Consider the following 22745-nt stretch of genomic DNA (forward strand, 5'->3'; position numbering starts at 1 on the left):
TAGCCTCCCCCATTTTTCTTACATTGAAGCCCTATTAGTCGACTAATCAAGTGATGGCTCAATCTAAAACACCTACCACCATGAGAAAGCATATCAATTATTGGGCAGTGCTCCTGTTCCTACTGCCGGGCTGCATTTTTGCCCAAAGCAGCATGGACGCAGCAGCCATCAAAGCCTCACCCAACTATGGCAAGTCGGTGGCGGTGTTTGGCGGTTCGGTATCGGTGATACCCCCCAGCGACAGTGCCAAAGTACAATGGGAAAGGCAGCTCGGCATGAAAATCACCAACTATGGTGTGCCGGGCGCTGGGTTTTCATCGTTGCAGGGCAAGTCACCGCAGCAGCAGGTGGATGAAGCCGGTGTATTCGATATCTACATCCTGTGGGCCTCCACGAACGACTACACCAACAAGCGGGCGGTAGGCACCTACACCGACTACACCGAGTTTGACAACTACGACCAAACAAAGCTCACCACCCAGGCAGGCGGCATCAACTACTGCATCAAGAAGATTTACGAGCTCAACCCCAGGGCTACCATCTACTTTTTCACCTCCAGCAAAGCATTCAACGACAGGGGAGCCTATGATCCGTTTTATCCAAAGGGCATGGCGGAGCACGTGAACATGCAAAAGAAGGTCTGCGAGCTTCACGGCATCCCCTACCTCGACCAGTTTACGCTGGGCGGCTACAACGTCTACAACAAGGATTTGTACTACCACGATCCCATCCACATGAACGCCCTGGGCTACAAAAAGCTGGGCGAGCTACAGGTGGCATTCCTCGCTTTTCCGTAGCAATTAAAGAGGTTACTCTCTGCTCCCATACAAGAGTAACCTCTTTAATCGTTATGCTGCCGTACAAGAGTAACCTCTTTAATGGGACTGCCTGTGTTCTTCTAAGTGTTGTTCTGCCATGTGCTGTTTTGGCATGTGTCTCACAGGCCATGTCGGCACTCCCGGACTCTGTCGTTCTGGCGTGTGCCTCACACGACACTGCTCCCATGCCTCCCCACCCACAAAAATCACCTCAACTGCTGACGCAGGTCATGATGTGGCCGGTGGATAAATGCCAGATTTACCCAACAAACCACATCAGTCATGAACACGATAATTATAGCCACCGATTATTCACCCGCCGCCACCAACGCACTTCAATATGCCGCCAACCTGGCGTCGATTGTGAAAGCCGATCTGGTACTTTTCAATTCCTACCACCTCAGCCCCCATGCTGCCAACGGCCTGGTTAGCCCCACCGCCATAGAGCAGATGATCGACCACAACAAGAGCGACTTGCAAAAGTTAGCGGACGAAACCGCCAAAAAATACGGACTGAAAGTGAGCGGGGTTAGCAAAACGAGTGATACTATTGGTGAACTGGCGCAATACGTCGCTGATCACAACGCCGACCTCGTAGTGATGGGCATGGAGACCAACCTCATAGAATACGAGCTATTTGGCAATACCACCACGGCAGCCATCAAGCGACTGAATTGCCCGGTGCTGGTAGTGCCCAGCGACGTTCCTTTCAAGGGCATACAAAAAATTCTGTATGCCTATGAACATACCTGCCTCGATCAGGACAACCACCTTGATTTGATGAAGGAAATTGCCCGGAAGTTCGCCGCAGAGCTACAGGTATTCCATGTAGACACCAAAGCAAAGGCTGGGGCTGCCGTGGCCGTTGAAGACGAGATGATCAGCGCTGTAGATATCCTTTTGGAGGATGTTGATCATTCATACAGCGTTATCGGGAGTTCAAAAATTGGCGAAGGCATCGTCAAGGGAGTAGAGGCATTTCAGGCGGACTTGCTGGTGATGGTGCCTCACAAAACCGGCTTTTTGGAGTCGCTGCTAAAAGGCAGCAACACCCGTAGCATGACGCTAAAGACCAGGGTGCCTTTGCTGGTACTGCCCAATGCCAACATGAATTAGGCGTTGATCCGCAAGGCAAGAATTAAAGGGGTTACTCTTGTGGCGGAACACAGAGTAACCCCTTTAATGACCGGGCATGGCGCACGGTGATCGAAAATCAGCCGAGGCTCTTAGCTTTTTTCCGTCGACAACACCAGCAAACAAACCGCAATCAGGCAGCTATACTCTACGCCGCCGGTGCCCGGGCCCACTACATACCAGCCGTTCGGCAAATGCACCAGAAAAATGCCAGGCACAATCACCAGCAGCCAGGTCAGGCTGACCCATTTCTGAAAGAAACCAAGGGCAAGCGTTGCTCCAGCTGCTAGCTCAAACAGGGTAATGCTCCAGGCAATGGGCGTGCCTATCATCAGCCCAAGCGAATCGAGGTAGCCGCCAAAGTCGGCCGCTGTGTCGTAGTAGAGCCGTTGAAAGCCATGAGCCATCATTATGATGCCGACCATGATGCGCAAAGCAAAGAGCGCATGCCGCTGTGAGATAAATGCTGCCATAAATAGAGGAGTTGTTCGGCTTTTAACACTTGTGCGACCAACTTCCCTCATGGGTAGGATGCGGTTGTTTGTCTGTCTTTTAAGGTTACGCTTCGAAATGAACAGATTGCCGCAGTCGTTCAATGAACGGGCTCAAAGAGACCCTGCAATTGACTCCTTCGCAATCACGGGTGCGTTAATTCTAGCGAACCCAATCTTCCAATCCCGTAGGGACGGCATATCGGTACACCAACGCTTCTTCACCGCACAACCTAGTCCCCTCTGGACGGTATATCGGTACCAGAAGGCCCGAAAAAAGCCACAATTCCCGCAAGACACCAAATAATAGCGCCGACCAATCATTCCGAAAAGAAATGAACCACACCTCACAATCCCTCTTTGCTTTAAAAGCAAGCCGGCTTACTTTTGAATAAACAACCAAACCAACCGTTATGAAAAGACTAAGCGTCTTCCTTTTCGCAGCCATCCTCTTCGCTTCCTCATGCAGTCAGCAAAACAAACCGGACGACACCAAATCCCTTCCCCGCATCGCCATCGCAGGCCTGGCCATTGAGTCGAGCACCTTCTCCCCGGCGCTAACCGACGAGGCAATGTTTCGTGCCAGGGTAGGCGACGACGTCTTTTCTTTCTACTCGTTTCTCAATCCCGACTCACTTGACAGAAAAAGGGCCAACTGGATCCCCACCCTCAGGGCTCACGCCATTCCCGGCGGCGCCGTGACGAGGGAAGCCTACGAATCATTGGTCGGTAAAACCTTGACCATGCTGAAGGACAGCCTACCTTACGACGGCCTTTTCTTCGATATCCACGGCGCCATGAGTGTGGTTGGCCTCGACGACCCTGAGGGAGATTTCATCACCAGGGTGCGGGAAGTGGTAGGCTTCGAAACCATCATTTCCACATCAATGGATCTCCATGGCAACGTATCAAAAACGCTGGCCCAAAACAGCGATATCATCACCTGCTACCGCATGGCACCACATGAAGATTCGAGGGAGTCGGACAAGCGGGCAGTAGAAAACCTGCTGGACAGGATTGAAAGTGGCAAAGGAAAACCTGCTTATAAAGCGTGGATTCCAGTGCCTATTTTGTTGCCGGGGGAAAAGACCAGCACAAGGGTTGATCCGGGAAAAAGTCTGTATGCGAAAGTAGCTCCAGCGGCGGATCAGGAAGGAATTGTAGATGCAGCCATCTGGATTGGTTACGCCTGGGCCGACGAGCCCCGCAACCACGCCGTGGTGATGGTGACCGGCGACGACAAGGCCAAGGTCACCAGCACAGCCGAGTCACTGGCCAATGCCTTCTGGGAAGTAAGAAATGAGTTTGAGTTTATTGCCCCTACGGCCACGCTCAAAGAAAGCCTCGACATGGCCATTGCCAGCGACAAGCATCCTTTCATGATCAGCGACATGGGCGACAACCCCACAGCTGGTGGCGCCGGTGACGTTACCTGGACGCTGGCCCAAATACTCGCCCGGCCAGAGTTCAAGTCAGCAGATGGCCCTTCTTTGATCTACGCCTCCATTCCCGGGCCTGAGTTTGTGGAGAAAGCAGTTGCTGCCGGTGTAGGTGGCAAGGTATCCGGCACAGCAGGGGCAGCGGTTGACGCCCGCTTCTCTCCTCCCATTCAGCTAACGGGCACAGTAACCGCCGTTGAAACGGGAGACGCCAGTGCAGAAACAGAAGTCGTGGTGAAAATCGGCAGCGTGAGTGTGATCGTGACTAAAAAGCGTAAGCCCTACCACAGGGAAAGCGACTTTACCAACCTGGGGCTCAATCCCCGTGCATCAGACATTGTAGTGGTGAAAATCGGCTACCTGGTGCCAGAGCTCTACGACATGCGAGCCGATTGGGTCATGGCTACGACACCAGGAGGAGTGGATCAGGCCCTCGAAAGGCTGGAGTTCAAACGAATCAACAGGCCAATGTTCCCATTCGATAAGGATATGGAAGATCCTGATTTGAGTGCACAGTTGATCCCATTGTCGGGGGAGTAAGTTGCACAGTTCTTCTCATGAACTAAGAGGTATGGGTTAAAAAAACAGGCGTCGGTTTGTTGGCAAATCGGGGGTCTTGTTTAATTTCAAAAGCAAAGCCACGGGTATAAAAAAATATTCCTTTCCAAAAGTCTTCCATTTCACAAAAAAATACTGAGAAAAACATCAATTAATTCCTTAATTTGGATATCATCCATTTTAGTAAAAGACCATGCAAAACTGTCGGATGTCCGATGTATTTCGTCGTAGTCTTGGTTGGTTATTCGTTTCGCTTCCTGTTTTGTTCGGCTGTACTGAGCCATTTGAACCTCCGGTCGACGAACGTCAAACTGATATTCTGGTAGTGGAAGGGATCGTTAATGCGAGTGACTCAACTGCATTAGTGAAACTATCAAGAGCCAGGCCGTTGTCTCAGGTTGATACTTCTTACGCCGAACCTGGAGCGGCTGTCTCGATACATTCTTCTGCCGGTGATATATTCACACTCAAAGAGGAAACCGTGGGCAATTATGTCGCCTATTCTCTCCCAATTGACAAATCAGTAACCTATAGACTGAACATCACGACGGCGAATGGTACTGACTATGTCTCTGACACTGTTAGTATCAAATCAACACCACCGATAGACAGTCTGTCGTTTGGCGTGACCAACGACAACATGGGACTAAGTATAAGGCTGACTACTCATGACGACTCGGGGCAATCCCGCTATTATGCCTGGAGCTATACAGAAACCTATGAGTACCATGCAGCTTTTAACTCGGGCTATAAATTTATTGACGGGGCACCAATTATCAGAACTCCCGAAGAGCGAATTGACAAATGCTGGAGATCAATTTCGTCAACCGACGTTTTAATAGGTACCAGTCAGAATCTGACAAAGGATATTATCAGCGAGCAGGAGTTGAATATCATTCCTAAATATTCGCCCAAAATATCAGTGAGATATAGCATTTTAATAGAGCAGCGGGTACTCAGTAGTCAGGAATTTGAATACCTCAGCCTTCTAAAAAAAACAACTGAAGGTCAGGGAACTCTTTTTGATGGGTCACCGGGACCGGTAGTCGGAAATATACACCAGGCTAACGATTACAAGGCGGTGGTACTTGGCTATTTTGGTGGTTCAGAAATAATTAAGGAAAGGCATTTTCTAACATTCAACGAACTGCCGGAAGTCCTCAGAGAGCCTCCATCAAAAGACGGCTGCCAGTTGAGTTTCACTTGTGACAGCACTCAACCGAGGTTTACTAACTTCATCCCTCCTTGCTTCTTCCTTGAGGATCTTAGTAGCAAGTCAGCAATAATAGGTGTATTTTCCGGTGGTACTAATCCGACCTCTTATACATTCACTAAGGCGCAATGCGCCGACTGCCGACTGCAAGGAGGTATCACCACTCCACCCGATTTTTGGTAAGACGGGGACGTACTGAGATCTTTCGAACTTGCGAGCAAACCGATAAATACAACGACCCTCCCACATGATGATGAAGCAAATGCTACAACGACACCAGTTAAATTTTTGAAGAGGTTGGCAGGTTTTTATAGCGCCCGTTATTAACAATATGATCTTTAGCGGTCCCTCGCATGACGGTCGCCTCCTAGTCAAAATCTCTCCAAAGCCTCCTTCATTAAATCAATGTCTTCTGTTCATTCCGGGAGTTTTTTCGGATATTCACGTAAATCATCATTTCTAATCTGAGCTAAAGATTGCAACCCCTGAGTCCTTGCCTGCTTGGCTAAGCTACTTTAACCTCGGTATCGCATTTTTCATTCTTGCAAAACAACGGCAAGACTTTGATGGGCAGGTTGTGATACAATGCCGATAGTAGATTAAACTTTTTCTCAAACATTAGACAATGATTTCTTCTCGTTTCATAACAACATTTTTTGTACTGGCGCTTTTTACATGTAGCCCCAAAACGCACATCACCAGCTATGTGGAAAAGTCAAAATCAACGGTGCTGTATCCTTTTGAAGTGATCTACGCTGATGGAGCCTATTCCCTTGCTGGCAACGAGCCCCTTAAAACCTATGATTTCCTCAACTGGGATGATACAGTGCAGCTTAAGGGAGGCACCTTGCTGCTTGCCCATTATTCGGGTAGCTTCTTCGAGTTCCAGGGCGACACGACCATTAACATCGAGCCGTTCAATTTAAAAGCTGGTTACGAAAAGCCCGGTTACCACTTTGACAACCACGACGGTGTTTCTGGCGACAGCAGGCCCACACTCCGGCATTTGTTTGAAACAGATCAGCACCACGAAATATACGACCCCAACATACCCTACCTTCAATTTTCACATCCACAGCCCTTTAATCTAAAAGTCGGTCCGGTGCAGGAAGTGTGTTTGAGGTGGTGGACCCGAAATCCGAACAGCCAGTCGAATGAATACCAGCTCAGTATTTTGAATGAAGCCAATGAGCTCCTGGGCACCAAAATGGTAAAAGGCAATACCTACAAATTGAACGTGCGGCAGTACAGCAAAAGCGGTGAGTCCAATCGTTTCCAATTAACCGTCCGTGAAATGGGTGAAGGACTTAAGTCGGCGAACAGCATGACGATCATCATCGACAAACCCAACCGGGCGCTGGTTGATGTTTGCGACATAAAAACCGCCATTACCGCATTGGAAACCGCTTATCATCTCGAGTATCAGGGCGACACGTATGGTGCGCTTAGCATGCACGAACTGGCCACCGCATTGTCAAACAAGGCTATCTACAGTGAGCTTCTGGCTAACTTCAAGAAGCGATACGGGCTTTAATTTTCAGCCGCAGCTACTCGCAACCTGAACCCGGAATTGTAAAACCGCCAGGATGATTCAGCTGAGCTTTCCCTGCCTGCCGGAAAGCTTTCCCTTTTTCCAGAGAAAACTCAGGCATGCCAAACCTAATAATTCACTCGTCAACTACAGCAATTTCCAACAACCATACTGATGGTTTTAGCTTTCAAAGGTGTTATATTGTCCAATTCATTGACTATATTTTTGAAAGCAAAAAAGACATATAAATTAACCTTTGGCATTGTTCTCCGCAAAAGCATTATTTCTATCTCTATTCTATTTCCTGTTATAGTAAGCTGTACAGATCCATTTAACCCATCCGTCGATGCAGAAACAGCAGACCTTTTTGTGGTAGATGGTTTTGTCAATGCTACAGACTCTACCGCCATTGTCACTCTTTCACATTCCAGGCCATTGACCTCCCGTGGCGTTTTCAGCCCAGAAAAAAACGCCCGGGTGATGATTGAATCCTCCGAGGGAGAAAGTTTCTCCCTGCAGGAACTGGACTCGGGTAAATATGCTTTGCAAAACATACCCGTTAACAAAACAGCTTCCTATACCCTGCGAGTGCAGACTGCATCCGGTGCAACCTATACCTCCGAACCTGTCACGGTGAGAAGCACTCCTCCCATCGACAGCCTGACTTACGGACTCTCAAACGACAACCTTGGGCTAAGTATAAGGCTAAACACTCACGATGACACGGGGAATTCCCGGTACTATAGCTGGGAGTATTCAGAGACCTACGAGTATCGTTCTTATTTCAATTCTGGTTTCACCTTTGAAAACAATCAACCTGTGCAGCGAACTGCTGAAGAGGCTGTCAATATATGCTACCTCACGGTTCCTTCCACCAGAATACTACTTGGCACATCAACAGCACTTGCCGAAGACGTTATTCAGGGAGAAGAGCTTACCATTATACCAAAATACTCCCCAAAAATATCCGTTCGCTATAGCATATTGATCAGGCAACGAGTACTTAGTGCGAAGGAATATGACTATCTATATCAACTTAGGCAGGTAACCGAGAGGTTAGGGACATTCTTCGATCCTCTGCCAGGTGAGGTGATTGGCAACATAAGCCGAGACGGTGGAAGCTCGGAAATGATCCTCGGAAATTTCAGCGCAGCAGAAGTATATGAAGAACGCTTTTTCATAAACAAGGGTGAATTGCCTCTCGACCTTCAGGCATCCCCAATTACCAAAGGATGTCAATTGGAGTTTACATGCGATATCAGAATACCAAGAACAACCCTCCAGCCTCCCTGCGTCTTTCTCGAAGACATTAGCGACAACGCCATGATAATAGAGGCTGCTTATGATTTAATGGGCAAGCCCTACGCTTACAGCTTTGCACGTGATTATTGTGGAGATTGTAGAACGCAGGGTGGCATCACCACCAAACCAGATTTTTGGTAAGCACCACAATGCTCCGCTCTTAATGTTTAAATGAGCTCATGTGAAATTGACCGCCTCAAATCTCGTCTGATCTGTTAACTTTAATACCATGAAAAGACTTTTGCTCCTCCTTCTTTGCGGCTTACTGATTCAAACTGCTTTCGCTCAGGAAGCTGACCTCTCCCACCATTCGCCTAAAAACCCTCCGAAGGAAAAAGGTGACTTCAAAAAAACTGACCTGGTGGAGCTTGTTTCGCTGGATCCCACCATCAAACTCGACATCCGCTATGCCACCGACAACAACCTCGTAGGCCGACCAGTGTATACCCAGGCCAGAGCCTTTCTACAGCGGCCAGCGGCAGAGGCACTTGCCAAGATAAATGCCTCATTGAAGGAAAAAGGCTTCGGACTGATGGTATTCGATGGCTACCGTCCCTGGAGTGTGACGAAAATATTTTGGGACATCACCCCGGTGGAAGACCGCATCTTCGTAGCCGACCCCAATCAGGGCTCCCGACACAACCGGGGCTGCGCAGTCGACCTGACCCTGTACGACCTTGCCACAGGCCAGGAAATAGAAATGACGGGAGTATATGATGAAATGACCGAGCGCTCTTACCCCGACTATACCGGTGGCACTGAAAAGCAGCGCCAAATGAGAGACCTCCTCCGCTCCGCTATGGAAGCAGAAGGCTTTACAGTGTATGAGTATGAGTGGTGGCATTTCGACTTCAACGACTGGCGCAGCTACAGGATCACCAATGTGCCCTTTGAAAAGCTAAAGTAACCTTAGCGCCAGGGATATTGGCGGCCCTGAAATTACCGCTGGCACATACTGTGGCCGAACCTACCATTGATATTTGCTCCTCATAACATATTCCGTTAATCCTTTGTGCTTTTAGGCATCGAACGGCTACTTTTACATTGTTCTTTCCGTGCTACCAAAGTGGCACTGAGCAAACGGATGCAATAACTACCAATCAATTGTTAAAGAAACATTTCCTCATCGTGGTTTCTTTGTTCCTGCTGGTATCAACTACGGAATTTCTGTGGATGGAGAACTTGTCTGGAAAAGATGATTTGTTCGGGGTAGAGTCTGAGCTGGGCAATCAGCTGGAGGAAAAGTCAAGCCTTTCTTTGCTCAAACTTAAGCTCTTCGACATGGGCGGGGCCAATATTGGCAATGCACCGCAGCCATTCAATTTTGATATTCCCTTTTTTGTGCCGTCAGAACACCTTGCAAAATCCGTCGAGGTCGCTCCCGATCAAAGGCTTTACCTTCTCTACTGCCAGCTAAGGCATCACTGCTAATCCTCAAGGCCTCTTTGAATAGTATCGGATGCACCTGCCAGTGAGGCAACGCATCTCCGAAGTATTCTTCTACCCCACTACTCACCGTGCGGGTATGGGCAGGCCAGCCGCACCCGCAAGCACCGTTTCTTATCACTTATTGACCATCACTCTATTAATTATCATTCAGGAATATGAAAATCTTCAAAGTTTATAGCAGCGCACTGCTCATCGTTTTAGGTACTTTAAGTTTATCAGCGCAAAATCAGCCCGTGTTCTCCAACAACCAGTTGAAGTTCAACATGAATGAAGATGGGAGCCATTACATCCAAATGACTGGCCTGCTGCAAACCTGGTTCAGGGGTACGCAAATGAACCCTGGCACAACCATCAGCGGCTATTCAAAGGATAGCTACACTGACTTAAGCATCAGAAGGCTTCGCTTTCAAACTTACGGACAGCTCACCGACAGGGTGTTTTTCTACGCACAATTTGGGCAGAACAATTTCAACTTTCACTCCAATAAATATGACGGAGCATTTTTCCACGATGCCATTGGCGAGTTTGCCGTTGTCAAACAGAAACTCTCGATCGGCGGTGGCTTAACAGGATGGAGCGGACTGGCTCGTTATGCCTCTCCAAGTGTTGCCTCCATTTTGACGTTAGACGCTCCGCTCTACCAGCAGGCTACCAATGGCGTCAACGACCAGTTTCTACGCAAGCTTAGCCTGTACGCCAAGGGTCAGCTTGGCAAACTGGACTATCGCATCGCCGTAACCCAGCCCATGACGGTAACAGGCACTCCCAATGCTGAAGTGTCACCCACAAGCACCCAGTTTACATTTTCAAACGAACCACCAAAAAAACAACTACAAGGGTATGTCAAGTACATGTTTCTCGATAGCGAAAGCAACCTAACACCTTACTCGACAGGCTCCTACCTGGGCAGAAAAAGCGTATTCAACATAGGTGCGGGAGTTATTTTCCAGAAAGATGCCATGTGGGCCCTCAATGATGCCGGCGCAACAGTTCACAGCAATATGGCACTATATGGCCTCGACGTTTACTACGACAAACCAATATCTGAAACAGCCGCCATCACAGCTTATGCAGCCCTTACCAACTATGACTTTGGAAGCGGCTACATCAGAAACATAGGTGTAAACAATCCGGCCACGGGCTTAAACGCCCCCAATCCGGGCGGCGCAGGCAACGCCTTTCCGATGGTTGGCACCGGCAACACAGTGTACGCTCAACTGGGATACCTGTTTGGTCAGAATATGATCACAGAAGGCGGGCAGCTACAGCCCTTTGCCGCAGTGCAACTGTCTGGCTACGACCACACAGCCGACAACGTGACCATGTTTGAATTAGGTGGCAATTACTTTATCCATGGTTCGCACAGCAACAAAATAAGCGCCGTGTATCAAAACAGACCAGTGTTTGTTGCACAAGGCGGAGAAAACATAAAAAACGGGAGCAAGGGCATGTTTGTCTTACAATATCAGGTGAGCTTTTAACATGGCTAAATCAATGAGAGTTGGAACAATTTAGGTTAGGTTGGTACAATGAAGAACCATAGGTTGGTTACTTGATTGTCTTATTTTTCAGTTTACAGTTTACAGTTTGATGAGCGGCGGGCCTTTGGTCCGCCGTTGATTTTTCATACTGGCCAGCTAGAGACCGTCCTTGCTTTGGGAGCGATTTATTGACCGCTTAAATACCCACCCCAAGCCAACAAAGCTCACCACAAGCAATCCAATCCATAGCAGCGAGAACAGGCTCCCAGTGGCCAAAGCCTCCATTTGCATTCCGATAGCCACTGCCATCACCGTTCGGGGTAGCATACCAATTAACCCGCCTACCAGAAAAGGTTTTATCCGTATGCCCGTATAGCCAAGTACTACGTTCATGATGGCAAATGGAAGTACTGGCGAGATGCGACACATGATCACCAGCACAAGGTCGTTCTTCTTCAAGCCATCCAGCACAGCCGTTGAGCGTGGATAAGCATCAAAAACAGCCTGAACAGCTTTGGCCCCAATTAACTGCGACATCGCATAACCAAGTAAAGACGCCAGCATATAAGCAGGCACGAGCAACCACAAACTTTCGAAGCCCAGAAAGTAGCCGCTAAGCGCTGCCACAAACGTGGTGGGAGTAAAAGCAAAGGCCATGGTAAAAACAGTCAGCAAAAAGAACCAAGCCCACTCCAACTGCGTTAGGCCAGTGAGCCATTCAGCATGCTGCCAGCTTTGATAACCTGAGATGGTGCTAAAAATAAGTGGCATGGCCGCCATCCAAAGAATAAGCACCAGGGATGCGGGACTGCGGCGAATGATTTCTCGTACAAGCATTTGAAAGAAGCTGACTAAACCTAACTTTGCGGCACAAGTAACCACATAATACCCAAATAATTCATTTTATATGCAATTCGGAACCAAAGCTATTCACGCCGGCGCAGAGCCAGACCCCTCCACAGGAGCCATAATGACTCCCATCTATCAAACCTCCACTTACGTGCAGGAAGCGCCGGGAAAAAACAAGGGGTATGAGTACGCCCGCTCTCAGAACCCAACCCGTGAGGCGTTGGAGACAGCCCTTGCGGCTCTGGAAAATGGTAAATTTGGTCTATGCTTCAGCAGTGGAGTTGCCGCCACCGACGCCGTTATCAAGCTGCTGGCCCCCGGCGATGAGGTGATAGCTGCCAGCGATATGTATGGCGGCACCTACAGGCTGTTTACCAAAGTCTTTGAAAAATTTGGGATCAAGTTTCACTTTGTTGACATGCAGGATGCAGCCAACATCAGCAAATACATCAATGCCAACACAAAGCTGATTTGGTTAGAAACACCCACCAATCCACTGATGAACATCGTGGACATTCAGGCAGTGGCCAACCTGGCCAAAGGTAAAAACATCATTGTGTGCGTGGACAACACCTTTGCTTCGCCGTACCTGCAAAACCCGCTTGACATGGGAGCCGATATTGTGATGCACTCAGCCACCAAATACCTCGGAGGCCATAGCGACGTGATCCACGGCTGTCTGGTCATGAACGACAAAGACCTGAAAGACAAGCTCTACTTCATACAAAAGAGCGGTGGTGCGGTTCCCGGCCCTCAGGACTGCTTCCTGGTGTTGCGTGGCATCAAAACGCTGCATGTACGCATGGAGCGCCACAGCGAAAACGGTGAGAAGATCGCACACTTCCTGAAGAACCACCCAAAAGTGGGCAAAGTATATTGGCCGGGTTTTGAAGAACACCCTGGTCACGCCATAGCCAAAAAGCAGATGCGCAGCTTTGGAGGGATGATCTCTTTTACCTTAAAAGATGAAACAATAGCCGCAGCCAACAAAGTGCTGAGCTCTACCAAACTTTTCTCACTGGCAGAAAGCCTGGGTGGTGTAGAATCGCTGATCAATCACCCGGCCAGCATGACACATGCGTCTATTCCCCGTGAGGAAAGGATCAAGAACGGACTGAGTGACTCGCTGATCAGGTTGAGTGTGGGCATTGAGGGAGCAGATGACCTGATCGAAGATTTGAAAAAGGCGATTGGATAAAAATAGAGAACTGTCGATAGTTGACTATCAATTATCGACAGTTGTTTTAGCTCCAGATATCTTCAAGATTGAACTTAAGCATCGGAATCACCCGACTGGAAACAATGCCGCTTTGCGAAAGAAAAAAGGATGGCTTATCGACGACATCCAAATCGTCCGAAAACACTTCCAACGTTTGATTAGCCGGGTCGACGATCCAGTATTCCTTCACTCCCATTTCTAGGTAAGCCTTCTTCTTGGTATACCTGTCAACATAGCTATTTGAAGGAGAAATTATTTCAACAATCAAATCTGGCGCCTTTTCCACACCCTTTGTTGTGACAGCATTAGCGTTTGATTCTGCTATATAGATCAGATCCGGCTGAAAAACATTCCTATCGTCTACATACAAATCAATGGGTGAAAAAAAGACCTCTCCTGCGCTGGCAGCAAAACTGTCCAATATCTTGAACAACCTGCGAACGACACGTTGATGTTCGGGTGTTGGGGAGGGACTCATAAATAATTCTCCATCAATTAACTGGCAAGGCGCAGCGCTTTCACCCAGTAGCTGATAGTCACTGGCAGTCCACTCTTTAGTTCTGTTGATCACTAAACCTTCCATAGTGGTGTTTCTCAAACAACTATAAATATATCATTTATAATGAGTCAATAAAAACCAGCGAAGCAGCGGGCCCGCTAACCCAGAAAACACCTAATTCAGTATCTTCTCCATCTCTTCCTCTCCCCTTCCTATCACCGCCACGCCATCTCTTACGATGATCGGGCGTTCGATAAGAATGGGGTCGTTGACCATAGCGCTGATCCACTGCGCACTTGTCAGCGTCTTGCCTTCATACTTCTCTTTGAACACAGGCTCCTTTTTACGTACCAGGTCTTCAGCTTTGATTCCAAGTTTCTCAATCAGGCCCCGCAACTCAACTTTGGTCGGGCAATTCTGGAGGTATTCCACAATTCTTACCTCTCCTCCTCTTTCGTGTAATATTTTCAACGCCTCCCGACTGGCGCCACATCTCGGGTTATGGTATATGGTATACATGTGTCTTTTAGAGTTTCTCTACTATCAAATTGTGATTGGTATAAATACAGATGTCAGCGGCAATATTAAGTGCCTCTCTCACTATTTCTTCAGCAGTCAGTTGCGGTGCGTGCTTCTTGAGCGCAATGGCTGCTGCCTGAGCGTACATGCTACCTGAGCCTATCGCTGCCACTCCGTTTTCTGGTTCCAGCACGTCGCCAGTGCCTGACACAACAAGGATTTCCTCTTTGCTGGCGGTGATCAGCATAGCCTCCAGTTTCCTGAGGTACCTGTCAGTTCGCCAGTCTTTAGCCAGCTCAATAGCGCCCCGCTTCATATTGCCTCCATAAGCATTCAGTTTTTCCTCAAACCTGTCGAGCAGCGAAAAGGCATCAGCAGTGGAGCCGGCGAAACCGGTGACTACTTTACCATCAAGCAACTTTCTGATCTTTTTAACATTGTTTTTAGCAACGGTATTGCCCATGGTAGCTTGCCCGTCGGCCCCTATTGCAATTTCCCCGTTATGCTGAACCGCCAGGACGGTTGTTGATCTGATTTTTTCCATTGTGTGTATGATAATGAGAAACCGCTTTTTAGCTGTGTTTAGTTTCCCTGATTGGTACAATAACTAAAAAAGCCAGCAAGTATGATACCCGCTGGCTTCGATGTGTCAAAAAGACAGTGTTTTATTTAAACCAGCAGTTTGATCGGATCTTCCAGGAACTTCTTCAGCGTCTGCAGGAAGGCAGCACCCATGGCTCCATCCACTGCTCTGTGATCGCAAGTCAACGTCACTTTCATAATATTGCCAGGCACAAGCTGACCATTTTTCACAATCGCAGTCTCCTTAATACCGCCTACGGCCAATATGCAGGAGGCAGGCGCATTCAGGATAGCTGTGAATTCATCTACACCAAACATACCAAGGTTGGAAATACTGAAGGTAGCTCCCTCCCAGTCGGTCGGCTGAAGCTTTTTGTTCTTCGCCTTCTGAGAAAAATCTTTGACTTCGGCGGAGATATGCGACAGTGACTTATTGTCTGCAAAACGAACAACAGGCATCAGCAGCCCATCCGGCGGGATAGCCATCGCCACTGCCACATGGATGTGTTTGTTCATCCGTATTTTATCACCTCGCCACGATACGTTTACATCGGGGTGCAATCTCAAAGCCGCCGCTGCTGCTTTGACCACCATGTCATTAAACGAAATCTTCACCGGCGATATGTCATTCAGACTTCCTCTCGCTTCAATCGCCTTGTCCATGTTAATCTCCATGGTCACATAGAAGTGCGGTGCAGTAAATTTGCTATCGGACACCCCTTTGGCGATAACCTTCCGCATTTGAGAAACCGGCACATCTTCGAAGCTTTCTTCGCCCACTATCGATGGCAATACCACTTTGGGTGCCTCCTTGCCTGGTGCAGCAGCCGGAGCTGATGGTTGCGCCGAAGGACTAAAGCTCTCCACGTCTTTTCTCACAATTCTGCCTCCATCGCCGGAGCCAGCAATCTGACGGATATCGTATCCTTTATCTTCAGCCATTTTCTTGGCCAGAGGAGAAATTTTTATTCTTCCATTGTCAGACGAATGATCTGCAGTGGCCGCCTGGCTTGGAGCCGCTGGTGCACTTGAAGTACTTGCAGGAGCACTTGCTGCCTGGGGAGCACTTTCCTCAGCCGGAGCTGAACCAGCGCCCGCTTCATGTGCTTTCAGCAATGTTTTGTAGTCAGCACCTTTTTCTCCAATAATAGCAATAACTCCATCCACTGGCACAGAACTACCAGCTTCCACGCCGATATAAAGCAAGGTACCATCTTCATAAGACTCCAATTCCATGGTAGCCTTGTCAGTTTCCACTTCGGCAATGATGTCTCCAGCCTTCACAGTGTCTCCTACTTTGCTCAACCATGACGCAATAACTCCCTCCGTCATGGTGTCGCTCATTTTTGGCATTGTTACCACCGTTGCCTTAATGCCTGAAGTATCAATTTTTTCTGCGGGTGCGCTGGCAGCTGGTGCCGGGGTGGCACTTTCTGCGGCCTTTTCAGCAGCGCCGTTGCCTGCTCCTCCACTCTTCACATCTTTCAGCAATCCGTCAATATTCTCTCCCTTCTTGCCTATGATAGCAATGATTCCGTCTACAGGGGCAGCTTCTTTCTCCTTTACACCAATATAAAGGAGGGTGCCATCCTCATACGATTCCAGCTCCATTGTTGCCTTGTCGGTTTCTACTTCGGCGAGTATATCACCAGATTTCACTGTATCCCCCACTTTCTTCAGCCATGAAGCGATAACACCCTCTTCCATGGTGTCACTCATTTTTGGCATTCTGATTACTTCAGCCATTCGTTGTCCTTATTTATATCAAAAATAGCGTTATTGAAATTTTAATCACAACTATGCATTATCATGTTGCGACTCGTAAATTTATAAAATTGAGGCTTAGCCATGAACATATTAAATGATATTCGTTGGAAAATGTTTTGGTCGGCCAGCGAATCTACCCAAACATCAATTTACAAACGTGTGCATAGGTTCCCGTCTGCTACGATATTAGCAATAACTACAGCAGTATTCATGGCTTTTTTGAAAATTTATTGAATAACCAGCAATGCCCGTACTCCAAAAACCCGGCTACAAGGGTTCCTTTCTTTCTGTAAACAAGCACTTCGAAACGATTTACCCTGCTCTTTTCAGAAAAGTATCCAATCCCCCTGCCGTGCGAAGGGAAAGGCTGGAAATGAAAGATGGTGACTTTCTTGACATTGATTATGCCATACAGCACACAGCAAATCGCAACAACCGGGTAGTAATTATCACTCACGGGCTGGAAGGAGACAGCAGCAGACCCTATATCAAAGGAATGACCAAGGCCTTTTATGCCTTTGGCTGGGACGTGATGGCCTGGAACCTACGGGGCTGTAGTGGCGAGCTCAACAGGCTGCCGAGGTTCTACAATAGCGGAGCTACCGAAGACCTGGACGCAGTAGTGGCCGAAGCCGTTAACAGAGGCTACAACGAAATTTCACTCGTGGGTTTTAGTCTTGGCGGCAACATGACAGTGAAGTTTCTGGGTGAGTCCTATGCTGGCCAATATCCCATTGCCTCCTCCGTGGCGTTTTCCGTGCCTCTTGACCTGGAGAGCTGCTCTGTTGAAATAGACAAATGGCACAACTACCTCTACACCCGAAGATTCCTGAATACGTTGATTAAGAAAGTGGTTCGAAAAGCCGGAATATTCCCCGAATCGTTCAACACTGAGGGCGTCCGAAAAATAAAAAGCATCTTTCAATTTGATGAATTAGTAACTGGCCCCCTGCATGGCTACGAAGGCGCTGTTGACTACTACACCCGGTGCAGCTCAGCTCCGTTTGTGCCAAAAGTAAAGACGCCCCTGCTTGTGGTCAATGCGTTAAACGATACTTTCCTTTCCGAAAAGTGCTACGATGAAAGTGCATTCAGCGCCAATCCAAACACCTTATTGCTGAAACCACAGCACGGCGGGCATTGCGGTTTTGCGGAGTTTCGAAACGGCAGCACCTACTGGTCGGAGCAGGTGGCTACTGAGTTTTGCCTGCACCCTGAGCGGTGGCTTCAGGGCAATCAAATGGTATAAATGACTCACAGTCAGTGTTACGGTCGTATTTTTACGGCAAATTAGATAGCTTTGGGGAAACCAATCATTGAATGAGTTCACGCTATACGTTGAGTAAGCCACCGGAAGAAGTTGCCAGGCGATTTAAAGCCGACGTAACAGACTCATATGAGCCAAGATTTAACATAGCGCCAACGCAGCTCGCACCGGTTATTACCAGCGACGCACCGAAGGGGTTTTCGTTTTTTTACTGGGGACTGATCTCTAAATGGGCCAACAATAAAAGCATCAGTGAAAGGCTCTACATTACAAGAGCAGAACAGATTCCCGAGAAAGCAAGTGCAAAAACCGCACTGATGGAGCGCCGGTGTTTGATACCAGCTGATGGGTTTTACGATTGGAAAAAAGTGAGTAAGAAAGGACAGGTACCCTACTACTTTTTTGAAAAGCAGCATCAGCCGTTTGCTATGGCAGGTCTTTGGGAGGAATTTGACGACGATGAAGGAGAGCAAATGCATTCGTTTACATTAATTACTTGTGCTGCTAACCAACTGGTAACGGAAGCCAGTGACCGGATGCCAGTAATGATTGAGAAAACCCGTGAAAGTGCCTGGCTCAACAAAGCTACGCCGTTCGGGGAGCTTGTGAGCATGTTAACTCCCTTTCCGGCACTGCAAATGCAACGCCATCCTGTGTCATCAAGAGTTAATAATATAAAGTATGATGCACCTGATTTGATCTTACCGGCGGCGCCTTCGGATCAGTTCGGCAACTATACACTCTTTGACTAATTAACGATTTATCATTATCCTGAGACAATTTGTATCTTGAACAAGTTCGTGTTCATAGCGTTTTGAAGAAGTATCAACCAACCCGATTTCTATTGTATTTGTATACCAGCATGAAAAATTCGATCTATTTACGCTTTACTTCTCTAGCCCTCCTTGCAGTGGGTGTCCTGCTTCCCTATGCAGGTTCCTCACAGGGCAAGCACAGCACGTATGTGCGAGCGGAGGATTCTTTTTACGACGAGGAGTTGGAAACCGCCTTCCTGTTGTTCAACGAATACCTGGCTGGATCACCCGACGACAGAAAGGCCCAGTACTACGCCGAGATTTGCTCACTACTCACCTACTACCCCGCCAAACCACTCGATAAATTTCTTCAGTTTGAAGCTACCCTGGGTACCAGCGACAAATTTTTCTATTACTGGGCGGGAAGGATCTATGCGGCACGGTACGACTATGGTGCGGCCATAGAAGCCTGGCAGAAATTCCTCGACCTGAAGGCCTACAAAAGCAAAGTAATTACCGACGAAACAAAGGCGTTTATTGAAGACGCTATTGTTAAAAAATCCTTTATCGAGCTTCCGTCCACCTATTCAGTGCACCATTTGCCGGCACCAATCAACACGTTCAATTCTGAAGAGAACCCTATCTTGTTCGACAACGAAAGTAAGCTGATGCTTGCGAGCATAGGCAACGACGAGAGTGTCCGCCGAAGAAAGCAAAGGTCAACTATTTACTTTTTTGAGCGGCAGGGGAAAAACAAATGGTCGGCACCAGTGAGCTACCCGGCTTTCAAAGAAATGAAAGGCAACATCGTCAACCTTCAGCTTTTCGACAACGAAACCAAGCTTCTCCTCTACTACGAGGACAAAAAGGGTGATCTGTATCAATCGGAAAAAGTGAATGGTGTTTGGCAAAAGCCCAAGCCTTTGGAGCAGATAGATCGCTCAGGCATGCAGGTCAGCGGCTTTTTCACTTCCAATGGAGAAGTGCTTGTTTATACCGCTGAGTCAAAAAAGCCGGACAAAGACATCGACCTTTATATGGTGACAAGGCAGGGTGAAGGTCAATGGTCGGCCCCCACCGAGCTACAGGAACTCAACTCTCCGTTTGACGAAGACAGCCCTTACATCACACCGGACGGTTCCACCATCTATTTTAGCTCAAGAGGCCACTCAAGCGTTGGGGGCTTCGACATATTCAAGTCGGTACGAAACCCTACTACAGGCAGGTGGGGAACTCCGGAAAACCTGGGGTATCCTATTAATACACCCGGTGATGAAATTTTCTTCAAGTTCAACAAAGATGGGAAAACTGGATTCTTTAGTTCGGACAGGGCCGGCACAGTTGGTTTTCTCGATGCGTACCTTTTCGTAGAAGAAATCAAGATTCCGATGAAGGGCAGGGTAATCGCCAGTTCTACAAAGCAGCCTCTGGCGGGGGTGCTGGTGAAAGTAACACCCGACAACCAGTATCTGAACACACTTTCGGCTGAAAGCAATCAGGACGGGGAGTTTGAGGTCTTGCTTACGTCGGGATTTGACCAGGCATTCGACCTGACCTACATGGGGCTGCATGCTAAAACAGAGAGTATTTCAGTGGATCAGGCCAGCCCCACCGACATACTGAACAAAGTTTTTGAAATCGACTTGACAGAGACCATCCTTGCTCAGCAAACCCATCAGCAGGGCTTACAGCAAGGCAAATCAGCCGTTCCAACCAAAACGACAACAAAAGTTGCCAGTGCCAGCACCGAAACCACAGCCCCCATTTCGGAATACACTGAGCTAGGTGACCTGGGGAAGAAATTCAGCAAAGGCAACAAGGCTATTTTGAGTAATATATACTTTGAACCGGGGTCTGATTATATCAGCTCTGCTTATACACCCGAGCTTTTCGCACTGTTCAAGGTGATGAGCGAAAACCCTGAACTGAGAATTGAGATTGGCGGGCACACCGACGCTTTGGAGGAAAAAACCAGCTCACAGAATTTATCGAAACTCAGGGCCAGAGCAGTGGGCAGCTACCTGATGCAAAGAAGAATATCGGAAGATAGAATTAAGGAAGTGGGCTATGGAGCCACGCAACCCCTGGCGTCGAATGACAATGAAAAAGAAGGACGTGAGCTAAACCGCCGCATCGAAGTCCTTGTTATTGAATAGAACTTAAATTGTTTCGTTTATTATTCTTGTATAAATAAAACTCAACACCCAAATGAGAGCAAGCAAGATAGCAGGCATTGGCCACTATGTGCCCGACAACGTAGTGACCAACAAAGACCTTGAAAAACTGATAGAAACCACTGACGAGTGGATCCAGGAAAGAACGGGCATTAAAGAGCGCCGGTTTGTAGACCCAAAGTCGGATGAAGCCCCGTCAACCATGGGTACCAAGGCTGCCCGGATTGCCATCAAAAACGCTGGCATTACGCCCGACGATCTTGACTTCATCATTTTTGCCACCCTCAGCCCCGACTACTACTTCCCAGGCCCGGGTGTGATGGTGCAGGAGCAGCTTGGCATCAAAGAAATTGGTGCGCTTGACGTCCGAAATCAGTGTTCAGGGTTTGTTTATGCAGTTTCCATTGCCGATCAGTTTATCAAAACCGGAATGTATAACAACATTCTGGTGATAGGCTCCGAGCTCCATAGCAGCGGCCTTGACATGACCACCAGAGGGCGTGGCGTCTCAGTTATTTTCGGCGACGGTGCAGGTGCCGTGGTGATGCAGGCAGCCGACAAGCCAGGTCAGGGCATCCTGTCTACCCACCTTCATTCCGAAGGCAAGCATGCGAAGGAGCTGGCACTCATAGGACCAAGCACCAAGCACTGGGTGGACAAACTAATCGTCGAAAACGACCCCGAAGATATCAGCTACTACCCCTACATGAATGGCAACTTTGTGTTCAAGCACGCAGTTACCCGCTTTGAAGAGGTAATCAATGAGGCGCTGGACAAGAATGGCTTTAAGAGCACAGACATCAACCTTTTGATCCCGCACCAGGCCAACCTGCGCATCAGCCAGTTCATTCAAAAGAAAATGGGACTGTCGGACGACCAGGTATTCAACAACATCATGAAATATGGCAATACAACAGCCGCCTCCATTCCTATTGCTATGAGTGAAGCGTGGCAGGAGGGAAAAATAAAGGAAGGCGACTTAGTATGCCTCGCTGCATTTGGTAGCGGATTTACCTGGGCTTCTGCACTTATTAGATGGTAGAAGACGGGTTTTCCACAGAAGAAATAGACCTGATGGGTGACAGTGAACTACTGTTGACCAAACGAAAGGTAATTTCGAAGATGGCTGACCGGTTCTCTGCAGTAGAAGGAAAATTTAGGCAAATAATGCTGAGTGAAAGCAGCCTTCACTTACCACCCGACACCCTGGTAAAAGCTGGAAAGGTATCGAGAGGAGAAAATTACAAAGGCCTCCCCTATATTGTGCTGGACTACCCACGGCTTATGACCCGTCACGATGTGCTCAATATCCGGCTGCTATTTTGGTGGGGGCATTACTTCACCCTCTCGCTTCACATGGCCGGTGGGTTTTGGCAGGAAAGAAAACCAAACATTTTAAAGAATATTGGGGCACTTACTTTTGAAAAAATTCGTTTTCAAGTCGACGGTTCGCCCTGGGAAAACGACATTTTCTCAGGTAGTTTTCACGACTTAAACCCCTCCGACAGCGTGCAAACACTTTCAATTGAAAAATCCACCTTTTTGCGGCTCAGCTACTATTTGCCTCTCCATGAGATCCCAAATCTCGATGAATTCGCTACCAAAGGTTTTAAAAAATTTATGTCTATTTTAAAGGATTGAATAATCTAGCATTGTTTTTGAATGCCAAAGTAATCGGACAACAATCAAACCCCGGAT

The 22745-nt window shown here is 48.1% G+C and carries 21 protein-coding genes; 15 read left to right on the plus strand and 6 right to left on the minus strand.

Annotation, left to right across the window (positions count from 1 at the left end):
- Window positions 1–80: 80 nt before the first annotated feature.
- Window positions 81–797, plus strand: coding sequence for an SGNH/GDSL hydrolase family protein (locus ACMVP2_RS02840; protein ID WP_416866628.1), 717 nt, complete (start codon window positions 81–83; stop codon window positions 795–797).
- 303 nt (window positions 798–1100) lie between these two features.
- Entirely contained in the window at window positions 1101–1934 is an 834-nt protein-coding gene (locus tag ACMVP2_RS02845; RefSeq protein WP_416866629.1) for a universal stress protein, read from the plus strand.
- A gap of 110 nt (window positions 1935–2044) precedes the next feature.
- Here ACMVP2_RS02845 and ACMVP2_RS02850 read toward each other — a convergent pair whose 3' ends face one another.
- A complete protein-coding gene (locus ACMVP2_RS02850) occupies window positions 2045–2425 on the minus strand; it encodes a DoxX family protein (protein WP_416866630.1) in 381 nt (126 codons plus the stop codon).
- 431 nt (window positions 2426–2856) lie between these two features.
- Here ACMVP2_RS02850 and ACMVP2_RS02855 point away from each other — a divergent pair, with 431 nt between their 5' ends.
- The 7 genes from ACMVP2_RS02855 to ACMVP2_RS02885 all read left to right on the plus strand — a co-directional run bounded on the left by ACMVP2_RS02855 (window position 2857) and on the right by ACMVP2_RS02885 (window position 11416).
- On the plus strand, window positions 2857–4422 hold the full coding sequence (locus ACMVP2_RS02855) for a M81 family metallopeptidase (RefSeq protein WP_416866631.1): 1566 nt from the start codon (window positions 2857–2859) through the stop codon (window positions 4420–4422).
- Window positions 4423–4648: 226 nt separating this feature from the next.
- Window positions 4649–5836, plus strand: a complete 1188-nt coding sequence (locus tag ACMVP2_RS02860) for a DUF4249 domain-containing protein (RefSeq protein ID WP_416866632.1) — start codon at window positions 4649–4651, stop codon at window positions 5834–5836.
- A gap of 442 nt (window positions 5837–6278) precedes the next feature.
- The gene (locus tag ACMVP2_RS02865) at window positions 6279–7187 is read left to right on the plus strand and encodes a hypothetical protein (RefSeq protein ID WP_416866633.1); all 909 of its coding nucleotides are present in this window, start codon (window positions 6279–6281) and stop codon (window positions 7185–7187) included.
- Between the two features lie 222 nt (window positions 7188–7409).
- Complete coding sequence (locus ACMVP2_RS02870) at window positions 7410–8627, plus strand: DUF4249 domain-containing protein (RefSeq protein WP_416866634.1); 1218 nt, start codon at window positions 7410–7412, stop codon at window positions 8625–8627.
- An 88-nt stretch (window positions 8628–8715) separates the two neighbouring features.
- Complete coding sequence (locus ACMVP2_RS02875; protein ID WP_416866635.1) at window positions 8716–9393, plus strand: M15 family metallopeptidase; 678 nt, start codon at window positions 8716–8718, stop codon at window positions 9391–9393.
- Between the two features lie 197 nt (window positions 9394–9590).
- Window positions 9591–9917 carry a hypothetical protein gene (locus ACMVP2_RS02880; RefSeq protein ID WP_416866636.1) on the plus strand — a complete coding sequence of 109 codons (327 nt, stop codon included), beginning with the start codon at window positions 9591–9593 and terminating at the stop codon, window positions 9915–9917.
- A gap of 173 nt (window positions 9918–10090) precedes the next feature.
- A complete protein-coding gene (locus tag ACMVP2_RS02885; protein WP_416866637.1) occupies window positions 10091–11416 on the plus strand; it encodes a hypothetical protein in 1326 nt (441 codons plus the stop codon).
- Window positions 11417–11572: 156 nt separating this feature from the next.
- Here ACMVP2_RS02885 and ACMVP2_RS02890 read toward each other — a convergent pair whose 3' ends face one another.
- On the minus strand, window positions 11573–12253 hold the full coding sequence (locus ACMVP2_RS02890; protein ID WP_339788922.1) for a TVP38/TMEM64 family protein: 681 nt from the start codon (window positions 12251–12253) through the stop codon (window positions 11573–11575).
- 70 nt (window positions 12254–12323) lie between these two features.
- On the opposite strand from ACMVP2_RS02890, the gene ACMVP2_RS02895 reads away from it, so the two are divergent.
- Window positions 12324–13463, plus strand: coding sequence for a cystathionine gamma-synthase (locus ACMVP2_RS02895; protein ID WP_416866638.1), 1140 nt, complete (start codon window positions 12324–12326; stop codon window positions 13461–13463).
- A gap of 46 nt (window positions 13464–13509) precedes the next feature.
- Here ACMVP2_RS02895 and ACMVP2_RS02900 read toward each other — a convergent pair whose 3' ends face one another.
- The 4 genes from ACMVP2_RS02900 to ACMVP2_RS02915 all read right to left on the minus strand — a co-directional run bounded on the left by ACMVP2_RS02900 (window position 13510) and on the right by ACMVP2_RS02915 (window position 16830).
- Window positions 13510–14082: a Uma2 family endonuclease gene (locus ACMVP2_RS02900; RefSeq protein WP_416866639.1), complete on the minus strand. Its 573-nt coding sequence runs from the start codon at window positions 14080–14082 to the stop codon at window positions 13510–13512.
- 75 nt (window positions 14083–14157) lie between these two features.
- Window positions 14158–14502: an arsenate reductase (glutaredoxin) gene (arsC, locus tag ACMVP2_RS02905; RefSeq protein ID WP_339788915.1), complete on the minus strand. Its 345-nt coding sequence runs from the start codon at window positions 14500–14502 to the stop codon at window positions 14158–14160.
- 7 nt (window positions 14503–14509) lie between these two features.
- Window positions 14510–15046: an ATP-dependent protease subunit HslV gene (gene hslV, locus ACMVP2_RS02910; protein WP_151999427.1), complete on the minus strand. Its 537-nt coding sequence runs from the start codon at window positions 15044–15046 to the stop codon at window positions 14510–14512.
- 125 nt (window positions 15047–15171) lie between these two features.
- Complete coding sequence (locus ACMVP2_RS02915; protein ID WP_416866640.1) at window positions 15172–16830, minus strand: pyruvate dehydrogenase complex dihydrolipoamide acetyltransferase; 1659 nt, start codon at window positions 16828–16830, stop codon at window positions 15172–15174.
- Window positions 16831–17095: 265 nt separating this feature from the next.
- On the opposite strand from ACMVP2_RS02915, the gene ACMVP2_RS02920 reads away from it, so the two are divergent.
- The 5 genes from ACMVP2_RS02920 (at window position 17096) to ACMVP2_RS02940 (ending at window position 22688) form a co-directional block, all read left to right on the plus strand.
- Window positions 17096–18100, plus strand: a complete 1005-nt coding sequence (locus ACMVP2_RS02920) for a YheT family hydrolase (protein WP_339788909.1) — start codon at window positions 17096–17098, stop codon at window positions 18098–18100.
- A gap of 71 nt (window positions 18101–18171) precedes the next feature.
- Complete coding sequence (locus tag ACMVP2_RS02925; RefSeq protein WP_416866641.1) at window positions 18172–18870, plus strand: SOS response-associated peptidase; 699 nt, start codon at window positions 18172–18174, stop codon at window positions 18868–18870.
- A 110-nt stretch (window positions 18871–18980) separates the two neighbouring features.
- Window positions 18981–21029: an OmpA family protein gene (locus ACMVP2_RS02930; RefSeq protein WP_416866642.1), complete on the plus strand. Its 2049-nt coding sequence runs from the start codon at window positions 18981–18983 to the stop codon at window positions 21027–21029.
- 52 nt (window positions 21030–21081) lie between these two features.
- On the plus strand, window positions 21082–22089 hold the full coding sequence (locus tag ACMVP2_RS02935) for a beta-ketoacyl-ACP synthase III (RefSeq protein ID WP_317487560.1): 1008 nt from the start codon (window positions 21082–21084) through the stop codon (window positions 22087–22089).
- Window positions 22083–22688 (plus strand): hypothetical protein, encoded by a 606-nt coding sequence (locus ACMVP2_RS02940; RefSeq protein ID WP_416866643.1) that lies wholly within the window; start codon window positions 22083–22085, stop codon window positions 22686–22688. Before ACMVP2_RS02935 ends, ACMVP2_RS02940 begins: the two co-directional genes overlap by 7 nt.
- The last annotated feature ends 57 nt before the right edge of the window (window positions 22689–22745 follow it).

Source organism: Imperialibacter sp., from assembly GCF_048007035.1.
Taxonomy (GTDB): Bacteria; Bacteroidota; Bacteroidia; order Cytophagales; family Cyclobacteriaceae; genus Imperialibacter.